This window comes from Streptomyces yaizuensis (genome assembly GCF_034961445.1).
Classification (GTDB): domain Bacteria; phylum Actinomycetota; class Actinomycetes; order Streptomycetales; family Streptomycetaceae; genus Streptomyces; species Streptomyces yaizuensis.
This window is the reverse complement of the sequence record NZ_BSBI01000002.1, coordinates 897,816-917,623: the sequence shown is the minus strand read 5'-3', so window position 1 is coordinate 917,623 and position 19,808 is coordinate 897,816. Positions and strand designations below refer to the sequence as shown.

The 19,808-nt window shown below is 72.8% G+C and carries 20 protein-coding genes and 1 riboswitch; of the genes, 8 read left to right on the top strand and 12 right to left on the bottom strand.

Features of this window, described 5'->3' with window-relative positions; translation table 11 throughout:
* Window positions 1–34: 34 nt before the first annotated feature.
* From metF to SYYSPA8_RS07800, 5 genes are all read right to left on the bottom strand, one after another.
* Window positions 35–952, bottom strand: coding sequence for a methylenetetrahydrofolate reductase [NAD(P)H] (gene metF / locus SYYSPA8_RS07820; RefSeq protein ID WP_323446223.1), 918 nt, complete (start codon window positions 950–952; stop codon window positions 35–37).
* A 103-nt stretch (window positions 953–1,055) separates the two neighbouring features.
* Window positions 1,056–1,724 (bottom strand): thiamine phosphate synthase, encoded by a 669-nt coding sequence (gene thiE / locus SYYSPA8_RS07815; RefSeq protein WP_323446222.1) that lies wholly within the window; start codon window positions 1,722–1,724, stop codon window positions 1,056–1,058.
* A 206-nt stretch (window positions 1,725–1,930) separates the two neighbouring features.
* Window positions 1,931–2,296, bottom strand: a complete 366-nt coding sequence (locus SYYSPA8_RS07810; protein WP_323446221.1) for an Rv2175c family DNA-binding protein — start codon at window positions 2,294–2,296, stop codon at window positions 1,931–1,933.
* Window positions 2,297–2,418: 122 nt separating this feature from the next.
* Entirely contained in the window at window positions 2,419–3,735 is a 1,317-nt protein-coding gene (locus SYYSPA8_RS07805; RefSeq protein WP_407705926.1) for an NAD(P)/FAD-dependent oxidoreductase, read from the bottom strand.
* A 58-nt stretch (window positions 3,736–3,793) separates the two neighbouring features.
* The gene (locus SYYSPA8_RS07800; protein ID WP_323446220.1) at window positions 3,794–4,132 is read right to left on the bottom strand and encodes a hypothetical protein; all 339 of its coding nucleotides are present in this window, start codon (window positions 4,130–4,132) and stop codon (window positions 3,794–3,796) included.
* Window positions 4,133–4,277: 145 nt separating this feature from the next.
* Window positions 4,278–4,391: riboswitch (TPP riboswitch) on the top strand.
* Here SYYSPA8_RS07800 and thiO point away from each other — a divergent pair.
* The 5 genes from thiO to SYYSPA8_RS07775 all read left to right on the top strand — a co-directional run bounded on the left by thiO (window position 4,388) and on the right by SYYSPA8_RS07775 (window position 9,725).
* Complete coding sequence (gene thiO, locus SYYSPA8_RS07795) at window positions 4,388–5,644, top strand: glycine oxidase ThiO (protein WP_323446219.1); 1,257 nt, start codon at window positions 4,388–4,390, stop codon at window positions 5,642–5,644. It overlaps the preceding riboswitch by 4 nt.
* Entirely contained in the window at window positions 5,641–5,862 is a 222-nt protein-coding gene (gene thiS / locus SYYSPA8_RS07790) for a sulfur carrier protein ThiS (protein WP_323446218.1), read from the top strand. The genes thiO and thiS overlap by 4 nt, the downstream gene beginning before the upstream one ends.
* A 3-nt stretch (window positions 5,863–5,865) precedes the next feature.
* Window positions 5,866–6,660 (top strand): thiazole synthase, encoded by a 795-nt coding sequence (locus tag SYYSPA8_RS07785; protein ID WP_323446217.1) that lies wholly within the window; start codon window positions 5,866–5,868, stop codon window positions 6,658–6,660.
* A 204-nt stretch (window positions 6,661–6,864) separates the two neighbouring features.
* A complete protein-coding gene (gene pknB / locus SYYSPA8_RS07780; protein ID WP_323446216.1) occupies window positions 6,865–8,796 on the top strand; it encodes a Stk1 family PASTA domain-containing Ser/Thr kinase in 1,932 nt (643 codons plus the stop codon).
* Between the two features lie 8 nt (window positions 8,797–8,804).
* The gene (locus SYYSPA8_RS07775) at window positions 8,805–9,725 is read left to right on the top strand and encodes a deoxyribonuclease IV (protein WP_323446215.1); all 921 of its coding nucleotides are present in this window, start codon (window positions 8,805–8,807) and stop codon (window positions 9,723–9,725) included.
* A 37-nt stretch (window positions 9,726–9,762) separates the two neighbouring features.
* Here the strand turns inward: SYYSPA8_RS07775 and SYYSPA8_RS07770 are convergent, their stop codons facing one another.
* Window positions 9,763–10,395 carry a sulfite oxidase-like oxidoreductase gene (locus SYYSPA8_RS07770; protein ID WP_323446214.1) on the bottom strand — a complete coding sequence of 211 codons (633 nt, stop codon included), beginning with the start codon at window positions 10,393–10,395 and terminating at the stop codon, window positions 9,763–9,765.
* Window positions 10,396–10,554: 159 nt separating this feature from the next.
* Here SYYSPA8_RS07770 and bfr point away from each other — a divergent pair, with 159 nt between their 5' ends.
* Window positions 10,555–11,034 carry a bacterioferritin gene (gene bfr / locus SYYSPA8_RS07765; protein ID WP_323446213.1) on the top strand — a complete coding sequence of 160 codons (480 nt, stop codon included), beginning with the start codon at window positions 10,555–10,557 and terminating at the stop codon, window positions 11,032–11,034.
* A 40-nt stretch (window positions 11,035–11,074) separates the two neighbouring features.
* Here bfr and SYYSPA8_RS07760 read toward each other — a convergent pair whose 3' ends face one another.
* Both SYYSPA8_RS07760 and SYYSPA8_RS07755 read right to left on the bottom strand, forming a co-directional pair.
* A complete protein-coding gene (locus tag SYYSPA8_RS07760) occupies window positions 11,075–11,380 on the bottom strand; it encodes a (2Fe-2S)-binding protein (protein ID WP_407705925.1) in 306 nt (101 codons plus the stop codon).
* 195 nt (window positions 11,381–11,575) lie between these two features.
* Entirely contained in the window at window positions 11,576–12,928 is a 1,353-nt protein-coding gene (locus SYYSPA8_RS07755; RefSeq protein WP_323446211.1) for a class II 3-deoxy-7-phosphoheptulonate synthase, read from the bottom strand.
* Between the two features lie 50 nt (window positions 12,929–12,978).
* On the opposite strand from SYYSPA8_RS07755, the gene SYYSPA8_RS38320 reads away from it, so the two are divergent.
* Together SYYSPA8_RS38320 and SYYSPA8_RS07750 are read left to right on the top strand one after the other, a co-directional pair.
* Window positions 12,979–13,116 (top strand): trp operon leader peptide, encoded by a 138-nt coding sequence (locus tag SYYSPA8_RS38320; protein WP_407705924.1) that lies wholly within the window; start codon window positions 12,979–12,981, stop codon window positions 13,114–13,116.
* Window positions 13,117–13,258: 142 nt separating this feature from the next.
* The gene (locus SYYSPA8_RS07750; protein ID WP_323446210.1) at window positions 13,259–15,223 is read left to right on the top strand and encodes an anthranilate synthase family protein; all 1,965 of its coding nucleotides are present in this window, start codon (window positions 13,259–13,261) and stop codon (window positions 15,221–15,223) included.
* 148 nt (window positions 15,224–15,371) lie between these two features.
* Here the strand turns inward: SYYSPA8_RS07750 and SYYSPA8_RS07745 are convergent, their stop codons facing one another.
* The 4 genes from SYYSPA8_RS07745 to SYYSPA8_RS07730 form a co-directional block, all read right to left on the bottom strand.
* Window positions 15,372–16,400, bottom strand: coding sequence for a 6-phosphofructokinase (locus SYYSPA8_RS07745; protein ID WP_323446209.1), 1,029 nt, complete (start codon window positions 16,398–16,400; stop codon window positions 15,372–15,374).
* A 278-nt stretch (window positions 16,401–16,678) separates the two neighbouring features.
* Window positions 16,679–17,410: a response regulator transcription factor gene (locus SYYSPA8_RS07740; RefSeq protein ID WP_323446208.1), complete on the bottom strand. Its 732-nt coding sequence runs from the start codon at window positions 17,408–17,410 to the stop codon at window positions 16,679–16,681.
* A 47-nt stretch (window positions 17,411–17,457) separates the two neighbouring features.
* Complete coding sequence (macS, locus tag SYYSPA8_RS07735) at window positions 17,458–18,711, bottom strand: MacS family sensor histidine kinase (RefSeq protein WP_407705938.1); 1,254 nt, start codon at window positions 18,709–18,711, stop codon at window positions 17,458–17,460.
* 63 nt (window positions 18,712–18,774) lie between these two features.
* Complete coding sequence (locus SYYSPA8_RS07730; RefSeq protein WP_323446344.1) at window positions 18,775–19,632, bottom strand: lysophospholipid acyltransferase family protein; 858 nt, start codon at window positions 19,630–19,632, stop codon at window positions 18,775–18,777.
* Between the last annotated feature and the right edge of the window lie 176 nt (window positions 19,633–19,808).

Here is a 19,808-nt window from a genome sequence, read left to right as displayed (position 1 = left end):
GGCCGTCGCCCCGACCCGGGGCGGGCACGGCCGGTCAGGGCTGCTGGTGCAGCCCGAGATTCTCGTATATCTCCAGTGTCGCGGTGGAGTTGTTGAGCGTGATGAAGTGCAGACCGGGAACACCCTCGGCGAGCAGTTCGGCACAGAACTCTGTCGCGAACTCGATTCCCAAGGAGCGTACAGCCGCCGGGTCGTCCTTGACTCCGAGGATCCGTTCTTTCAGTCCCTCGGGCACCTGGGCGTTGCTGAGCTGGGCGAAGCGCTCCAGTTGTCTGACGCTGGTGATCGGCATGATCTCGGGGATGATCGGGGTGTCGCACCCGGCCGCCTGGACCCGGTCGCGCAGCCGGAAGTAGTCCTCGGGCCGGAAGAACATCTGGGTGATGGCGTAGTCGGCTCCGGCCCGGCACTTGTCGGTGAAGTGGCGGATGTCGGTGTCCCAGTCCGTCGAGCGGGGGTGCATCTCCGGGAAGGCGGCGACGCCCACGCAGAAGTCGCCGGACTCCTTGATGAGATGGACCAGGTCCGCCGCGTACCGCACGCCCTCGGGGTGCTCGACCCACTCCGCCATGGGGTCCCCGGGCGGGTCGCCCCGGACGGCGAGGATGTTGCGGATCCCGGCGTCGGCGTACTGGCCGACCATGTTGCGCAGTTCGGCGATGGAGTGGTTGACGGCCGTGAGGTGGGCGACGGGCGTCAGCGTGGTGTCGGCGGCGATCTGCTCGGTGGCGCGGACGGTGCCCTCGCGGGTGGAGCCGCCGGCGCCGTAGGTCACGGAGACGAAGCTGGGGGCCACCGCTTCGACCCGGCGCAGGGCGTTCCAGAGGTTCCGTTCGCCCTTTTCCGTCTTCGGGGCCCAGAACTCGAACGAGTGGGTCGTGCGTCCGGTCGCAAGCATCTCGCGCACGGTACGTGCGCGATCCGTCCTGGTGGAGGGGGTTCCTAGGGCCATGAACGCCAGGCTATCCAGCCTCTGGGGGTCACCCAACCGGAGTCCACCTTTCGGACAGGTGATGTTCGCCGAGAGCGTGATCGTCACACCGGCGGGAAACAGGTCAGAATCCGGCCGCAACGGGCAGGGGCAGGGCTCTGATCCGGGCGCTGAGCTGGGCGGTCGCGGCGGCGGGGTCGTCGGCCTCGGTGATCGCGCGGACGACGACGATCCGGCGGGCCCCGGCGTCGAGCACGGCGTCGAGATTGCCGGCGTCGATGCCTCCGATGGCGAACCAGGGGCGGTCGGTGCCCAGCGCGGCGGTGGAGCGGACCAGGTCGAGGCCGGGGGCGGGGCGGCCGGGCTTGGTGGGGGTGGGCCAGCAGGGCCCGGTGCAGAAGTAGTCCACGCCCGGTTCGGCGGCCGCGGCGGCCGCCTCGGCGGCGCTGTGGGTGGAGCGCCCGATCAGGGGGCCGTCGCCGACGATGGCGCGGGCGGCCGGGACGGGCAGGTCGCCCTGGCCCAGGTGGAGCACGTCCGCGCCGATGGCGTGGGCGATGTCCGCCCGGTCGTTCACCGCGAGGAGGGTGCCGTGGCGGCGGCAGGCGTCGGCGAAGACCCGCAGGTGGTCCAGTTCCTCGGCGGCCTCCAGGCCCTTGTCGCGGAGCTGGACGACATCGACCCCGGCGCCGAGGACGGCGTCGAGGAAGTCCGGCAGGTCGCCCTGGCGTCTGCGGGCGTCGGTGCAGAGGTAGAGCCGGGCGTCCGTGAGCGAGGCGCGCGCCGTAGACATGGTGATGGGTCCCCCCGGGTCGGTCCGTCGAGCGTCGAGCGTCGTCCGTCAAGCGTTGAACATCGAGCGTCGAGCGTCGTACGTCGGTGCAGCAGGTCTTCGGGCTGTCGGGCGGAAGGGGCGCAGGCAAGAAGGGCACGGCCGCGCCGGGTCCACCGGCCGGCCACCCCGCGGTGGGGGCGGCCGGCCGGCGGCGCCCGCGATCGTCAGACGGCGAGGGCCTGCGCCCTGCGCTTCACCTCCGTACCGCGGTTCTCCGCGAGTGCCTGCGCCGGGGTGCCGGGCAGGGACGGGTCCGGGGTGAAGAGCCACTCCAGCATCTCTTCGTCGGTGAAGCCGTCGTCCTTCAGCAGCGTCAGGGTCCCGGAGAGCCCCTTCACCACCTTGTCGCCGCTGATGAAGGCGGCGGGCACGTGCAGCGCCCTGTTCTCTCCCCGGCGCACGGCGATCAGCTGGCCCTCCTTGACCAGCTGTCTCACACGCGTCACCTCGACATCGAGCCGTTCCGCGATATCGGGAAGGGTCAGCCAGGCAGGGACGAGAGCATCGGTCTTTGCGTCAATCTCGGTCACAGGACAAGCGTGCCATCCAGGACTGACAGCCGGTAGCCGGGGGGCCGTGCGACGCCCGCGCCCGCTTCCGGCCGCCCCGCCGTCCACGCAGCTCAGGGCCGCGTTCTCGCGAAATCGGCCGTTCAGATGGACGCGGCCTTCAGGGGTACGGAGGGGTCCGCCGCCCGCCCCGGATCCAGCCGTGCGCCGGCCAGCATGAGCTTGCGGCCCTGGGCGAGGTCCCGGGGGGCGTCGACGGTGAGCAGCGCGACCAGGGCGCCGTCCCGCAGCCACAGCACCGACCAGGCAGGACCTTCCCCGGGGCGGCCCCGCCACAGCAGGGTGTCGGCCCCCGCGTGGTCGCCCGCGTACTGCACGAAGCGGCCGAACTGCTCGGACCAGAAGTACGGCACCGGGTCGTACGGCGGCGGACCGGCCGGGGCGTCCCGCGCCTCCCGCACCCCACCGGCCGCGGCATCGGCATCGGCATCGGCGACGACCTGCGCGGCCACCGTCCTCGGCCCCTGGAGCGCGTTGTCCCAGTGGTGGACGAGGAGCCTGCGCCCGTAGCGGGCCGACGGGAAGGAGGCGCAGTCCCCCACCGCGTACACGTCCGGCAGCGAGGTGCGCAGCGACGCGTCGGCCGTGATCGCCCCGTCGGGCCCGGTCGCGATCCCGGAACCGGCGAGCCAGCCGGTGGCGGGCCGGGCCCCGATCCCGACGACGACCGCGTCGGCGGGGATCTGGCGGCCGTCCGCGAGGACCACCGTGCCCTCCTCGACGCTCTCGACCCGGGCGCCGAGGACCAGATCCACGCCGCGCTCGGCGTACCAGTCGGCCATGGGGGCGGTGACCTCGGCGGGCAGGATCCCGGCGAGCAGCCGGTCGGCGGCCTCCACCACGGTGACCGCGCATCCGGCCTCCCGGGCGGCGGTCGCGAACTCGGCGCCGATCCAGCCCGCGCCGACGACCACGATGTCGTGCTTGCGCTCCAGGACGGGCCGGAGCCGGGCCGCGTCGTCCAGGGTGCGCAGCAGATGGACGCCGGGTACGGCCGCGGCGCCGGGCAGGGTGAGCGGTTCGGCGCCGGTGGCGACGACCAGGGTGTCGTACGGCACCGGACCGGCCTCGGTGTCCAGCTCGTGGGCGCCGGGGCGCACCCCGGTCACGGCGAGGCCGAGCCGCAGCTCGATGCCGAGTCCTTCGAAGTCGACGTCGAACGCGGAGCCCTCGGCCGTGCCGAGGAGGACCGCCTTGGAGAGCGGGGGCCGGTCGTACGGCTGGTGGGGTTCGGCGCCGATCAGGGTGATCGCCCCGGTGAAGCCCTGGCCGCGCAGGGCGACGGCGGTCTGCACGCCGGCCATGCCCGCGCCGGCGACGACGACGCGCCACCCCTTCGTCGGGCCCCCGGCCGGCTCTGCCGGTGCCGTCCGCTCTGTCTGTTCCGGCTGCTCGCTCACGCGTCAACCTTACGCACTCGCACCTGACCGTACGTCAGACGGGACGGATCCCCCGGCGTCAGCGCACCTCCTCGACCACGCTGGTGCCGCTGCCCTCCCGCGACTCCCACTCCCAGCTCTCCGCCAGCCGGATCCGGCCGTCGGGCAGCTCGGTCACCTCGGAGACGCAGTGGCCCGTGGCCGTGGTGGCGTCGGTGCGCAGCTGGACGTAGCGGAAGTCGATGCGGTCGCCCGCGCGGGTGCCGACGAGGTAGCCGCGGACGATGTCGCCGCCCGTGTACTCGGCCCAGATCCGGCCGTCCCGCTCGTGGTAGACGAACCGGGTCCCGGTGCCCACCTGTCCGGGGGCCTGGTCCACCACCGGGGCCAGGACGATTCCGTCGAGCGACCGTGCCATGTCCGTACTCCTCGCGCCGTGTTCCGTGTCCGGGCACCGAGCCGCCGGCGGACCGCCGACAGGCCGACGGCAGGCCGCCCGGTGAACCCGCCGGGGGCACACCGTACTTAACGGCCGCGGAGCCCTGGGGTTAGGGTGGCCACCGTAAAGCACTCGCGGGAGCCCGGACGCACCGGGCTGAGAGGGAGGCTGGCCGGCCTCCGACCGTACGAACCTGATCCGGGTCATGCCGGCGAAGGGAGGAGCCGAACACCCATGCCACCGATCCCCTGCACACGGGAAGCCACTCGGGAATCACGGGAAGCCACCTCGGACGTCCTGATCATCGGGGGCGGACTCATCGGCCTGGTCACGGCCTGGCGCGCGGCGGGGCGCGGGCTGTCCGTGGCCGTCGCCGACCCGGCGCCCGGCGGTGGTGCCGCCCAGGTCGCCGCCGGGATGCTCGCGGCCGTCACCGAACTCCACTACGGCGAGGAGACGCTGCTCGCGCTCAATCTCGCCTCCGCCCGCCGCTACCCCGCGTTCGTCGCCGAGCTGGAGGAGGCGGCCGGACAGCGCGTGGGCTACCGGGCCTCCGGCACGCTCGCCGTCGCCCTCGACGCCGACGACCGCGCCCACCTGCGCGAACTGCATGCGCTCCAGCTCCGCTGCGGTCTGGAGTCGGAGTGGCTGACCGGCCGGGAGTGCCGTCGGCTCGAACCGATGCTGGCGCCGGGGGTGCGCGGCGGGCTGCGGGTGGACGGCGACCACCAGGTCGATCCGCGCCGGCTGATCGCGGCCCTGCTCACCGCCTGCGAGCGCGCCGGGGTCCGCTTCCACCGGGCCCGCGCCGAGCGGCTGACCGTCGCCCGGGGCCGGGCGACGGGGGCCGTGCTCTCGGACGGTACGGCGCCGGGGGCCGGGTCGGTGGTCCTGGCGGCGGGCAGCCTGAGCGGCCGGCTCGCGGGTGTGCCGGAGGAGGTCGCGGTGCCGATCCGCCCGGTGAAGGGCCAGGTGCTGCGGCTCTCCCTCACCCCGCCGGGCCACAGCGCCGGCCGGCCGCCGCTCCTGTCCCGGACCGTGCGGGCCGTGGTGCGCGGCAGTCATGTCTATCTCGTACCGCGTGCCGGCGGGGAACTCGTCGTCGGCGCCACCAGCGAGGAGCTGGGCTGGGACACCACGGTCACCGCCGGCGGGGTGTACGAGCTGCTGCGGGACGCCCATGAGCTGGTGCCGGGCATCACCGAGCTGCCGCTGACGGAGACCCGTGCGGGGCTGCGGCCCTGTTCGCCGGACAACGCCCCGCTGCTCGGGCCGACGGAGCTGCCGGGGCTGTCGCTGGCGACGGGCCACCACCGCAACGGGGTGCTGCTGGCCCCGGTGACCGGGGACGCGCTGGCGGACGCGCTGACCGGGGGCGCGCTGCCCGGGGAGGCGGCCCCCTTCACCCCCCGCCGCTTCTCCGTGCCCGCATCCCGCCGGGAACAACCCGTAGAACCTGGAGAACTCGTGGGACAGGAGCAGCCCGTATGAGTACGCATCCGGCCGTGGTGACCGTGAGCGTCAATGGCGAGCGGCGTGAAGTCGCCGGGGGGACCACGCTGGGCGCGCTGGTCGCGCAGCTCACCCCGGCGGCGAGCGGGGTGGCCGCGGCCGTGAACGAGACGGTGGTGCCGCGCGGCCGCTGGGGTCTTGTGGCGCTCGGGGACGGCGACCGGGTCGAGGTCCTGACCGCCGTACAGGGAGGCTGAGCCATGTCCGACGACCGGTTGACCATCGGCGGCACGACGTTCGACTCCCGGCTGATCATGGGTACGGGCGGGGCGCCCAGCCTGGAGGTGCTGGAGCGGGCCCTGGTCGCGAGCGGCACCGAGCTGACGACGGTGGCGATGCGCCGGATCGACCCGACGGTGCGGGGCTCGGTGCTGTCGCTGCTGGAGCGGCTGTCGATCCGGGTGCTGCCGAACACGGCGGGGTGTTTCACCGCCGGTGAGGCGGTGCTGACCGCCCGGCTGGCGCGGGAGGCCCTGGGCACCGACTGGATCAAGCTGGAGGTGATCGCGGACGAGCGGACCCTGCTGCCCGATCCGATCGAGCTGCTGGACGCGGCGGAGGTGCTGGTCGACGACGGTTTCACGGTGCTGCCGTACACGAACGACGACCCGGTGCTGGCGCGGCGGCTCCAGGACGTGGGGTGTGCGGCGGTGATGCCGCTGGGCTCGCCGATCGGCTCCGGTCTCGGGATCCGCAATCCGCACAATTTCCAGCTGATCGCGGAGCAGGCGCGGGTGCCGGTGATCCTGGACGCGGGGGCGGGTACGGCGTCGGACGCGGCGCTGGCGATGGAGCTGGGGTGCGCGGCGGTGATGCTGGCGTCGGCGGTGACGCGGGCGCAGGAGCCGGCGCTGATGGCGGAGGCGATGCGGCACGCGGTCGAGGGCGGCCGGCTCGCCCACCGGGCGGGCCGGATTCCCCGGCGGCACTTCGCCCGGGCGTCGTCGCCCGCCTCGGGGATGGCGGAGCTGGATCCGGAGCGGCCCGCGTTCTGAGCGGCCGACGCTCTGTACGGCCGGCGTTCTGAGCGGCCGGCGTTCTGAACGGCCGGCGTTCGCCGCCCGCCCCGGAATCACCTGCCCGTCATCACCCCCCGTAACGCTTCCCGGGCCCGCGGGGCGTGTCACAGCTCGGCACCTTTCGGGCGGTCCGCCGTCGGGTGCGGCGGCCCGCCCGGAGGCGGCTCGTAGAATCGCGGGGTGGACACGACCCTCCAGGACCCTCTCGTCGGGCAGGTGCTCGACGGCCGCTACCGCGTGGACGCGCGGATCGCCGTCGGCGGCATGGCGACGGTCTACCGGGCCGTCGACACCCGGCTCGACCGTGAGCTGGCGCTCAAGGTCATGCACCCGTCCCTCGCCGTGGACGCCGAGTTCGTACGGCGTTTCATCCGCGAGGCCAAGTCGGTGGCCCGGCTGGCGCACCCCAATGTGGTGGGCGTCTTCGACCAGGGCACGGACGGCTCGTACGTCTATCTGGCGATGGAGTACGTCGCCGGGTGCACCCTCCGTGACGTCCTGCGGGAGCGCGGGGCGCTCCGGCCGAGGGCGGCGCTGGACGTCCTGGAGCCGGTGCTGGCGGCGCTCGGCGCGGCGCACCGGGCGGGTTTCGTGCACCGGGACGTCAAGCCGGAGAACGTGCTGATCGGCGACGACGGCCGGGTGAAGGTGGCCGACTTCGGTCTGGTGCGGGCGGTGGGCTCGCAGACCAGCGGTTCGGGGGCGCTGCTGGGCACGGCCTCCTATCTGGCGCCGGAGCAGATCGAGGACGGTGTCTGCGGCACCCGTACCGATGTGTACGCCTGTGGTGTGGTGCTGTACGAGATGCTGACCGGCGCCAAGCCGCACACGGGGGACACGGCGGCGCAGGTGCTCCACCGGCATCTGCACGAGGACGTCCCGGCGCCGTCGGCCTCGGTGCCGGGGCTCGCGCTGGAGCTGGACGAGCTGGTCGCGTCGGCGACCGCGCGCAATCCGCTGGTGCGGCCCCATGACGCGGTGGCGCTGCTGGCGCTGACCCGGCAGGCGCGGGCCGCGCTCGACGACGAGCAGCTGGATCTGCTGCCGCCGGGGGCGCTGAGCCGGGCGCCGGGCGCCGACGGCGATGCGGAGCGTACGGATGTGATCGCCCGCCCGCTGCCGCTGGAGTCGCAGGTTCCGGGGCGTACGGCGCGGCTGACGCGTCCGCCGGAGCCGCTGGAGGAGCCGTCGGGGCCGGTCCGGGGCGTACGGGTGCCCGCGCTGCCCCGGCGCGGGGTGCTGGCGGTCGTGGTGGGGTTGCTGCTGGTCCTGGGCGCGGGCACGGGTGTCTGGTACATCAATTCGGGGCAGTTCACGCGAGTGCCGCCGGTGATCGGGAAGAGCGAGAGCGAGGCCCGGCGGGCGCTGGAGTCGGCGGGTCTGGACGTGCGGTCGGTGCGGCGGGAGTACAGCGCGACGGCCGAGCGCGGCACGGTGGTCACGACGGATCCGGGTACGGGGGACCGCGTCCGGGGCAATGCCTCGGTGACGCTGGTCGTCTCGCGCGGCCCGGAGATCGTCCGGGTGCCGTCGGTGACGGGGGAGTCGCTGGCCGCCGCCGAACGGGAGCTGGAGCGGGTCGGTCTTGCCCCGGGGAAGACGACCCGGGAGTTCAGTGCGACGGTGCCGCAGGGTTCGGTGATCCGGACGGATCCGGAGGCGGGTGTGCGGCGCGATCCGGAGTCGGCGGTGGCGCTGGTCGTCAGCAAGGGCGCCCCGGTCGCGGTCCCGGAGGTGACCGGCGCGTCGCCCGAGGAGGCGCGGGCCGAGCTGGAGGGCGCGGGCTTTGACGTGGAGCTGGCCCCCGGCCGGGTGCACTCCGCGCACGAGGCGGGGACCGTGGCCCGCCAGTCGGCGCCGGCGGACAGCGAGCTGGCGGCCGGGGACACGGTCACGCTGACCGTGTCGAAGGGGCCGCGGATGGCCGCCGTGCCCGATGTCGTGGGGCTCGGCGAGAGCGAGGCCCGCTCGGTGCTGGAGGAGGCCGGATTCGGGGTGAAGGCGGAGAAGAACTTCCCCTACCTGGGCGACACGGTGGAGAAGCAGTCCCCCGGCGGGGACAACCGGGCGCCCGAGGGCAGTACCGTCACGATCAAGATCAAGGGACTGTAGAACCGCTCATGCCCGACCCTCTCGGCCCCGGCTCCCCCGGCCCCGATGTCCCCGGCCCCCCGGTCGCACGGGCGCGCAATCCCGTCGGCGGACATGTCCCCGTCGCGGGCGGGCTCGCCACCACCGGGCTCGGTTACGCGAAGGAGCTGGCGGCCGAGGCGGTGCAGGTCTTCGTCGCCAATCCGCGCGGCTGGGCGACACCCCCGGGGAACCCGGCCCAGGACGAGGCGTTCCGGGCGGGCTGCGCGGACGCGGGCCTGTCGGCGTGGGTGCACGCCCCGTATCTGATCAACTTCGGCTCGCACACGGAGGCCACGGCGGAGCGGTCGGTGGAGTCGATGCGGCATTCGCTGCACCGGGCGCGGGCGATCGGAGCGCTGGGGGTCGTCGTGCACACCGGTTCGGCGACGGGCGGCCGCCCGCGCGAGGTGGCGCTGGCGCAGGCGCGGGAGCTGATGCTGCCGCTGCTGGACGAGCTGGACCGGGACGACGATCCGTTCCTGCTGCTGGAGCCGACGGCCGGCCAGGGTTTCTCGCTCTGTTCCCTGGTGACGGACCTGGGGCCGTACTTCGAGGTGCTGGAGTCGCATCCGAGGCTCGGGGTCTGCCTGGACACCTGCCATGTGCACGCGGCGGGCCATGACCTGGCGGCGCCGGACGGGATGACGCGGACGCTGGATCTGCTGGTGAAGACGGTGGGCGAGGGGCGGCTGAAGCTGGTCCACGCCAACGACTCGCAGGAGGCGGCCGGCGCGCACAAGGACCGGCACGCCAATATCGGCGCCGGTCACATAGGCGCGGAGCCCTTCGCGGAGCTGATGCGCCATCCCGCGACCGAGGGCGTGCCGCTGATCATCGAGACGCCCGGCGGTACGCCGGGGCACCGCGCGGACGTGGCGCTGCTGAAGCGGCTGCGCGACGACGACTGACGGATCGGGGGTCGGCTTCCGGCTCCGGAGAAGCCGGTCACAGCTCCGGGCCGTCGCCCGGTTCCTCCTGGTACGAGTAGCGCTGCTCCCGCCACGGGTCACCGAGGTTGTGGTAGCCGCGCTCCTCCCAGAAGCCACGGCGGTCGGCGCTCATGTACTCGACGCCGCGGACCCATTTGGGCCCCTTCCAGGCGTAGAGCGTCGGTACGATCAGCCGCAGCGGAAAGCCGTGCTCGGCCGTGAGCAGCTCCCCGTCCTTGTGGGTCGCGAAGATCGTGCGCTCCCCCAGGAAGTCGTCCAGCCGCATATTGGCGCTGTAGCCGTACTCGGCCCAGACCATGACATGGGTGACGCCGGGCGCCGGCGGGGCCAGCTCCCCGACCGCACGGGCGGGCACCCCACCCCATTCGGCCCCCAGCATGCTGAACTTCGTCACGCAGTGCAGATCGGCGACGACGCTGGAGTACGGGAGGGCGGAGAAATCCGCGTGGTTCCAGCAGTGCTTCTCCCCGTCGGCGGTCGCGCCGAACACCCGGAATTCCCATCGCTCGGGCCGGAACTTCGGCACCGGGCCGTAGTGGGTGACGGGCCAGCCGCGCTGCACTCGCTGCCCGGGGGGAAGCGCGGACTCCTCTGGTACGCGGTGTCCCCGGCTCTCCGCCTGACCCATGTCTCCATGGTGACAGACCAGGAGGGGTGGTCATGACCAGGTCTGGGCGGATTCGGGCAACTCCTACTAAGGAGGCACTTACTGGACGGGTCCCGATGGCGATGCGAGGATGCGCGCACCTGACCCACCGCTAATCGACGCGTGGAAGGAGCACCCGCGATGCAGGGCGACCCCGAGGTCATCGAGTTCCTCAACGAGCAGCTGACCGGTGAGCTGACCGCGATCAATCAGTACTGGCTCCACTACCGCATCCAGGAGAACCGGGGCTGGTCCAAGCTGGCCGCCTACACCCGGTCCGAGTCCATCGACGAGATGAAGCACGCGGATGTGATCACCGAGCGGATCCTCTTCCTGGACGGGCTGCCGAACTACCAGCGCCTGTTCCATGTCCGGGTGGGCCAGACGGTGACGGAGATGTTCCAGGCGGACCGGCAGATCGAGGTGGAGGCGATCGACCGGCTCAAGCGCGGTATCGAGGTGATGCGCGCCAAGGGCGATGTGACCTCGGCCAATATCTTCGAGACGATCCTCGCGGACGAGGAGCACCACATCGACTACCTGGACACCCAGCTGGAGCTGATCGAATCCCTCGGTGAGCCGCTCTATCTGGCCCAGCAGATCGAACAGCCCGGCAGCTGACCCGCCCGGCAGTACCGGCCCACAGCGGACGGCGGCACCGTCAGGCGGCCTCGCGCAACGCAGACAGCCCGGAAACGGAAGCAGCGGCGGGGACGGAAGCGGAAGCGGAAGCCGACGGGCCGGGAACGGCGGCCGACAGGGCCGGCTCGCCCTGGTCGGCGAGATCACGGCGGGGACAGCTGCCCCGGCCCAGGAGCGCCTGGATCCTGCGGACGCACGACCCGCAGTCGGTGCCCGCCTTGGAGGCGGACGCGATCTGCCGGGGGGTGCACGCACCGGCGTCCGCGTGCTCCTTCACCTGCTGCTCGGTGATGCCGAAGCATGAGCAGACGTACACGCCGGTCACCTCCCGGGGGCCTCGCGGTCAGGGTTTCGCTGGGTGGGCTTGCTCTGGGCCTTCCCGTCAATCGGTGAGGCTAACCTAACCTTACCCGGCCCACCCGCCCCGACAAAGCGGGCAGAACGCAGGTGGGGCGCGGATCACATGGATCCACGCCCCACCGGCCGTGCCATCGCGGGCCGCGCTCGGCGGCCCGCTGCCTCACTGGTCCCGGTACATCTCCGCGACCAGGAACGCGAGGTCCAGCGACTGGCTGCGGTTGAGCCGCGGGTCGCAGGCGGTCTCGTAGCGCTGGTGCAGATCGTCGACGAAGATCTCGTCGCCGCCGCCCACGCACTCGGTGACGTCGTCACCGGTCAGCTCGACATGGATGCCACCGGGGTGGGTGCCGAGCGCCTTGTGCACCTCGAAGAAGCCCTTGACCTCGTCCAGGACGTCGTCGAACCGGCGCGTCTTGTGGCCGGAGGCCGCCTCGAAGGTGTTGCCGTGCATCGGGTCGGTCACCCAGGCGACCGTGGCACCGGACGCGGTGACCTTCTCGACCAGCTCGGGGAGCTTGTCGCGGACCTTGTCGGCGCCCATGCGGACGATGAAGGTCAGCCGGCCGGGCTCGCGGTCCGGGTCCAGCCGGTCCACGTAGGTCAGGGCCTCGTCCACGGTCGTGGTGGGGCCCAGCTTGATCCCGATCGGGTTGCGGATCCGCGAGGCGAACTCGATGTGCGCCCCGTCCAGCTGGCGGGTGCGCTCGCCGATCCAGACCATGTGGCCGGAGACGTCGTACAGATGGCCGGTCCGGGAGTCGACCCGGGTCAGCGCCGACTCGTAGTCCAGCAGCAGCGCCTCGTGGGAGGCGAAGAACTCGACCGTACGGAACTCCGCCGGGTCGGTGCCGCACGCCTCCATGAAGTTCAGCGCGTTGTCGATCTCGCGCGCCAGCTGCTCGTAGCGCTGGCCGGAGGGCGACGACTTCACGAAGTCCTGGTTCCAGGCGTGCACCTGGCGCAGGTCGGCGTAGCCACCGGTGGTGAAGGCGCGGACCAGGTTGAGCGTCGCCGCGGACGCGTTGTACATCCGCTTGAGCCGCTGCGGGTCCGGGATCCGGGCTTCCTCCGTGAAGGCGAAGCCGTTGACGGAGTCGCCCCGGTAGGTGGGCAGGGTCACGCCGTCGCGGGTCTCGGTCGGCTTGGAACGCGGCTTGGAGTACTGGCCGGCGATGCGGCCCACCTTCACCACGGGCACGGAGGCGGCGTAGGTGAGCACCGCCCCCATCTGGAGCAGGGTCTTCAGCTTGGCCCGGATGTCGTCGGCCCCGACCGCGTCGAAGGACTCGGCGCAGTCGCCGCCCTGGAGCAGGAACGCCTCGCCCCTGGCGACGGCTCCCATCCGGGCGCGCAGCTGGTCGCACTCGCCCGCGAAGACGAGCGGCGGATACGATTCGAGGTCCGCGATCACATCGCGCAGAGCCTCGGCATCCGGGTACTCGGGCTGCTGCGCCGCGGGCAGGTCTCGCCAGGTGTTGCCACCGGCAGCGGTGGTCTTAGCGTTCACGGTCACACGGACAACAGTACGGGGTCGGAGCGGCCTCCCAGCGGGCCGCCCAGTAAATGAGACACCCCGTCCGTCGCTCCGCCGTCCGCGAGGACTGGGGTGAGGACTGGGGTAGGGTTCGCCGCATGCACGCGCTTGCAAACCGGCAGCAGAACCGGAACTGGTGGTGGACCGCATATCCGGCGGCCCACTGACCGAGCGCGCGCACGATCTCGCGAAGGCCGCCCAGGGGGCGGCCTTCCTGCTTTTCCGGAGCACTTCCACCGGAGCACCCGGCCGGCCGTTCCCCCCGCGGACTGAGCACCACCGCCCTGGAACGCACCGGAAGGACCCCGGATGTCCCTGCCCGACACCCCGCCCATCACCGCCTCTGCCGCCGAGGCCGCTCCTGCTGCTCCTGCTGCTTCTGCTGCTTCTGCCGCCGAGGCCGCCGTCGCCCGGCTGCTCGCGGACGACCGCCCCTTCGCCCTGCTGCACCGGCGGACCCCGGGCCGCGCCCCGGACGCCGTCGAGCTGCTGACCGGCCCGGTCCACACCTGCGACACCCTCGCCGACCTGCCGTCCGGTGACACGCCCGCGCTCGCGCTGGTCCCGTTCCGGCAGATCAGGGAGCGCGGTTTCGACGTCCGCGACGACGGCACCCCGCTGAGTGTGCTGCTGGCCGACGAGGTCTCCGAGCTGCCGCTCGCGGACGTCCTGGCGGCTCTCCCCGACCGTCCCGTACGGGTGACCGACGGCGGCTTCGATGTCGGTGACGACGCGTACGCCGACATCGTCCGCCGGGTGATCACGGACGAGATCGGCCGGGGCGAGGGCGCCAACTTCGTCATCCGCCGCACCTGGGCCGGGCGGATCCCCGGCTTCGGGCGGGCGGACGCGCTGGCCCTCTTCCGGCGGCTGCTGGCGGGCGAGCGCGGCGCGTACTGGACCTTCGTGGTCCACACCGGCGAGCGGGTCCTCGTCGGCGCCAGCCCCGAGGTCCATGTGCGGATGAGCGGCGGCACCGTGGTGATGAACCCGATCAGCGGCACCTTCCGCTATCCCCCGGGCGGCCCGGACGCCGACGCGCTGCTGCGTTTCCTCGACGACCCCAAGGAGCGGGACGAGCTGTCCATGGTCGTGGACGAGGAGCTGAAGATGATGTGCGCGGTCGGCGACCGGGGCGGGGTCGTCGTCGGGCCCCGGCTCAAGGAGATGGCGCACCTCGCCCACACCGAGTACGAGCTGCGCGGCCGGACCTCGCTGGACGCCCGGGACGTGCTGCGGGAGACCATGTTCGCGGCGACCGTCACCGGCTCGCCGGTGCAGAACGCCTGCCGGGTCATCGAGCGGCACGAGGTGGGCGGGCGCGGCTACTACGCGGGGGCGCTGGCGCTCATCGGCCGGGATCCGGGGGGTGCGCAGACGCTGGACTCGCCCATCCTGATCCGTACCGCCGACATCGACCCGGCGGGCGGGCTGCGGGTGCCGGTCGGGGCGACGCTGGTGCGCCACTCCGACCCGGCGGGCGAGGTCGCCGAGACCCATGCGAAGGCGGCGGGGGTACTGGCCGCGCTGGGCGTGGTCCCCGGGCGGCCCACCGGGCCGTCGAACGCGCCCCGGCTCGCCGACGACCCCCGGGTACGGGCCGCGCTGGACGCGCGCCGGACCTCGCTCGCGCCGTTCTGGCTGCGGCTCCAGGACGAGCCGCCGCAGGCCACCGCGCGGGCGCTGGTGATCGACGCGGAGGACACCTTCACCACGATGCTGGCGCATCTGCTGCGCGCGTCGGGGCTCGATGTGACCGTACGGCGGTACGACGAGCCGGGGCTGTACGAGGCGGCGCTCGCCCACCCGGGTCCCGTGGTCCTGGGGCCGGGGCCGGGGGATCCCGAGGACATGGCCGATCCGCGGATGCGGCTGCTGCGCCCGCTCACGGCCGAGCTGCTGCGCGGCCATCCGCACGGGGTGCTGGGCGTCTGCCTGGGCCATGAGCTGATCGCGGCGGAGCTGGGGCTTCCGCTGGTGCGCAAGCGGGAGCCGTACCAGGGGGCGCAGGAGCGGATCGAGCTGTTCGGGCGGGTGGAGACGGTCGGGTTCTACAACAGCTTCACCGCCCGCTGCGACGGGGAGGCGGAGCGGCGGCTGGCCGGGCGGGGGGTGGCGGTGGCGGTGGCGCGGGACGCGGCCTCGGGGGAGGTGCACGCGCTGCGGGCGGCGGGCTTCGCCTCGGTGCAGTTCCACCCGGAGTCGGTGCTGACGCTGGACGGGCCCCGGCTGGTGCGGAGCCTGCTGGCGGAGGCGGTCCTGCCCCGGGTGTGAGTCCGCCGGGCGGGAGTACCGCGGGGCGGGGGTGCGGCCGGTCGTGCCGCCCCTCGCCCGGCGGTGACGGCGGGGACAGGAACAGCGGCGACCGGCCGTCCGACGGGGGGCCGACCCTGGGCGGGATCGGCCCATGAGGGGGTGCGGGTCAGCCGAAGAACACGCCGACCTCCGCGTACAGCGCGGGATCGACCGTCTTCAGCCGGGCGGTGGCGTCACCGATCGGGACCCGCACGACGTCCGTGCCCCGGAGCGCGACCATCGTGCCGAAGTCGCCGTCCCTGACCGCCTCGATGGCGTGCAGCCCGAACCGGGTCGCGAGCCAGCGGTCGAACGCGGTCGGGGTGCCGCCGCGCTGCACATGCCCGAGGACGGTGGTCCTGGCCTCCTTGCCGGTGCGCTGCTCGATCTCCTTGGCCAGCCATTCACCGATGCCGGAGAGCCGGACATGGCCGAAGGAGTCCAGGGAGCCGTCCTTGAGCACCACATCGCCGTCCTGGGGCATCGCGCCCTCGGCGACCACCACGATCGGGGCGTACGTGGCCTGGAACCGGGAGGTCACCCAGGTGCAGACCTGGTCGATGTCGAAGCGCTGTTCGGGGATGAGGATGACATTGGCGCCGCCGGCGAGCCCGGAGTGCAGGGCGATCCAGCCCGCGTGCCGGCCCATCACCTCCACCACCAGGACGCGCATGTGCGACTCGGCGGTGGTGTGCAGCCGGTCGATCGCCTCGGTGGCGATGGAGACGGCGGTGTCGAAGCCGAAGGTGTAGTCGGTGCCGGAGAGGTCGTTGTCGATGGTCTTCGGTACGCCGACGCAGCGGACGCCGTACGCCTGGTGCAGTTCGGCCGCGACGCCGAGGGTGTCCTCACCGCCGATCACGATCAACGCGTCGACCTCGTCCTTGACCAGGTTCTCCTTGATCCGGCGGACGCCGTTCTCCACCTTGAGGGGGTTGGTCCGCGAGGAGCCGAGGATGGTGCCGCCCCGGGGCAGGATGCCCCGGACATTGGGGATGCCGAGCGGGATCGTGTCGCCTTCCAGCGGGCCGCGCCAGCCGTCGCGGTAACCGACGAACTCGTACCCGTACTCCTGGACGCCCTTGCGGACGACGCCTCGGATGACGGCGTTGAGGCCGGGGCAGTCGCCGCCCCCGGTCAGTACTCCGACGCGCATGGATACTTCCCTTCGCCTTGTTGAGTCCTGGGACACCGTCACGCTAATGGTGATCCAGGTCACTTCGGGATGGGCGGGAAGGGCGAATTCTGTCCGCTGTCGGTGGTTTTGCCCGCTGCTTGTGGCCAAAAACCCGCTCCGGGCCGGGCATGGAAGCACACGGGGGGCCCGGCGCGCGGCGGGGCGCGGAGAGGGCGCGGCGGGCCGATTCACCCCTGCGGGTGAGCCCGTGCGGCACCTGTTCCCCTCGCGTGTTCCCCTCCGGGGCTGTCCGGAGGTCAGCCGCCGGCGGGGGCCACGGGATCGGCGGGGTCGGCGGGATCGTCGAGGCCGCGCTCTATCGCGTACCGCACCAGCTCCACCCGGTTGTGCAGCTGGAGCTTGCCCAGGGTGTTCTGGACATGGTTCTGCACGGTGCGGTGGGAGATGACCAGCCGCTCGGCGATCTGCTTGTACGAGAGCCCCTTGGCCACCAGCCGCAGCACCTCGGTCTCGCGGTCGGTGAGCCGGGGCGTCCTCGGCTCGGCGGCGCCCGCGACGGGGGCCGGTTCGGCGGCGAGCCTGCGGTACTCCCCCAGCACCAGACCGGCCAGGCCCGGCGTGAAGACCGCGTCGCCGACGGCCGTCCGCCCGACGGCATCGACCAGCTCCTCCGTACTCGCCGACTTCAGCAGATAGCCGGTCGCGCCCGACTTCACCGCCTCCAGCACATCGGCGTGCTCGCCGCTGGCCGACAGGACCAGGACCCGCAGTCCGGGCAGCGCGCCGACCAGCTCCTTGCAGACCTGGACGCCCGGCAGCTCCGGCAGGTTGAGGTCGAGGACGAGGACGTCCGGGGAGACGGCCCGCGCGCGGCGCACCGCCTGGCGGCCGTCGCCCGCCGTCGCCACAATGTCGAAGCCGGCCGCCGCCAGATCGCGGGCGACCGCGTCCCGCCACATCGGATGGTCGTCGACGACCATCACCTTCACCGTGCCCACCGCTGCCGTCCCCCGCCCCTGCTCCGTCATGCCCATGCTCCGTCTGCCCCCGCCATGCCCTGCGCTCATGTCGGCGCTCATACCGTGCTCCGCCGTGCGGACCCCGTCGCCGGAATCCTCGGAATCTTCAATTCCACTTCGGTGCCCTGTCCCGGGACCGAGATCAGTTCGGCCGTGCCGCCGAGGTCCCGAAGCCGGCCCCGGATCGACAGGGCGACCCCGAGCCGCCCCTCGCCCTCGGCCTGCGCGAGCCGCCCCTCGGGGATGCCGGGGCCGTCGTCGCGGACCGTCACGATCACCTCGTCCGGCCAGTCCTCCACCAGGATCCAGGCCCTGGCGTCCGGCCCGGCGTGCCGCTCGACGTTGTCCAGGGCCGCCCCGACGGCGGCGGCCAGCTCCCGCGCGGCCCCGGGCGCCAGCGTGACCGGCGCCCCCGGCTCGGAGAGGGTCACCCCGGGCCCGGCGTACCGGGCCAGCAGCGGCCGCAGATCCAAGGGAGCGGCTTCGTCGTCGCCGTCGTCGTCCGGGTGGTCGATGTACTCGATGACGGTACGGGCCACCGCGCCCGGAAGGTCGTCGGCACCGTCGCCACCGCGGGCGGACGGGCCACCACCGGCACGGGAGAGGGGCACCAGGCCGCCGGCGACCAGGCTGCGCAGGGCGATCTCCTGCTCCCCCGCCATCCGGCCCAGCTCCGCCGCCTCGCCACCCAGCGCGGTGCCGCGCCGCTGGACCATCGCCAGTACCTGGAGCACGCTGTCGTGGATGTCCCGGGCCAGCCGCTCCCGCTCCCGGGTCGCCGCCTCGATCTCCAGCGCGCGGGCGAGCGTGCGCTCCGACGCGCGCGCCACCTCCACCACGTAGCCGATCGCGATCGAGGCGATCCAGACCAGCAGGACGTTGTGGATGGTCTCGCCGCTGGGCTCGCCGCGCTGGACGAGATTGGCGGCGGCGACGAGCGAGGAGGCGAACGCGGCCCAGCGCCAGCCGCCCCGCAGGGCGAACGCCAGCACCGAGCCGGCCGTCCAGATCGACGGCAGGGTGGGGCTGTCGATGCGCTGGGCGTCGTCGTCGGCGATGACCGTCAGCAGTATCCCGGTGAGCGCGATCGTCAGGTCCACACCGAGGAAGCGCTTGGTGCACCGGACGGCGCCGCCGAGTACCCGGGGCAGGGTGGCCAGCGTCCACACCACCAGCACCGACTGAAACAGGATCCCCACCCAGATCCGCTCGTACCGCTCCTGGTTGTAGACCAGGATCAGCACGGCGTAGATCAGCGTCAGGACCCGGTAGCCGGCGAGCGCGCGCCACAGCGGCTGCTCGACCGACATTCGTACGACCCGTTCGCGCTTGACCGTTCTCCCCACGCGCTTCCCCCCGTGTGATGTGCTCCGTCAGGCGGCCGGCCGGTCGGTCGTCCCCGGATCCCGCCGCTCGGCGCCGCCGGAGCCGGTACCGGTGCCATCAGCCCCGGGGGCCTCTTCCGCCTGCCCGGCGGACCGCTCGGCCTGCTCGGCTTTCTCCGCTTTCTCGGCCTTCTCGGCCTTCTCCGCCGCCTTGGCCGCGGCCTTCTCCGCCTTCTCCGCTTCGGCGATCTGGCGCTTGGCGACCGTGGCGTAGATGTCCACGTACTCCTGGCCGGACAGCTTCATGATCTCGTACATGACCTCGTCGGTCACCGAGCGGAGGATGTAGCGGTCCTCCTCCATGCCCTGGTAGCGGGTGAAGTCCAGCGGCTTGCCGATCCGGATCCCCGGGCGCAGCAGCTTGGGCACCAGCTTGCCGGGCGGCTGGACCTTCTCCGTGTCGATCATGGCGATCGGGATCACGGGGGCGCCGGTGGCCAGCGCCACCCGCCCCAGGCCGCCGGGCTTGCCCCGGTAGAGCCGGCCGTCCGGGGAACGGGTGCCCTCGGGGTAGATCCCGAAGAGGCCGCCGCCCTCGATCACCTCGATACCGGCCTTGATCGCCGCCTCGGCCGCCCCGCGCCCGCCCGAGCGGTCCACCGGAAGCTGCCCCACGCCCTTGAAGAAGGCGGCGGTGAGCCTGCCCTTGACCCCGGGGGAGGTGAAGTACTCCGCCTTCGCCACGAAGGTGACCTTGCGGTCGAGCACGGCGGGGAGGAAGAACGAGTCCGAGAACGAGAGGTGGTTGCTCGCGAGGATCGCCGGCCCGGAGGTCGGAATGTTCTCCAGACCCTCCACCCAGGGCCTGAAGGCCAGCTTCAGACCGCTCCCGATCGAGAGCTTCATTGCGCCGTAGATCAACTCGAATGCCTCCTATTGCTGTCGAACAGACCTTAACCCGAGGTGACCGGGGATCTCCGCGTCGGAGGCCGTGCGGATCTGGCCGGTGTCAGCCCGGTCGCGTACCGTGAGGTGGATCCGCCCGTACGCCCTGTGCGCCCCGCGCGCCGTCCCCGCCGAAG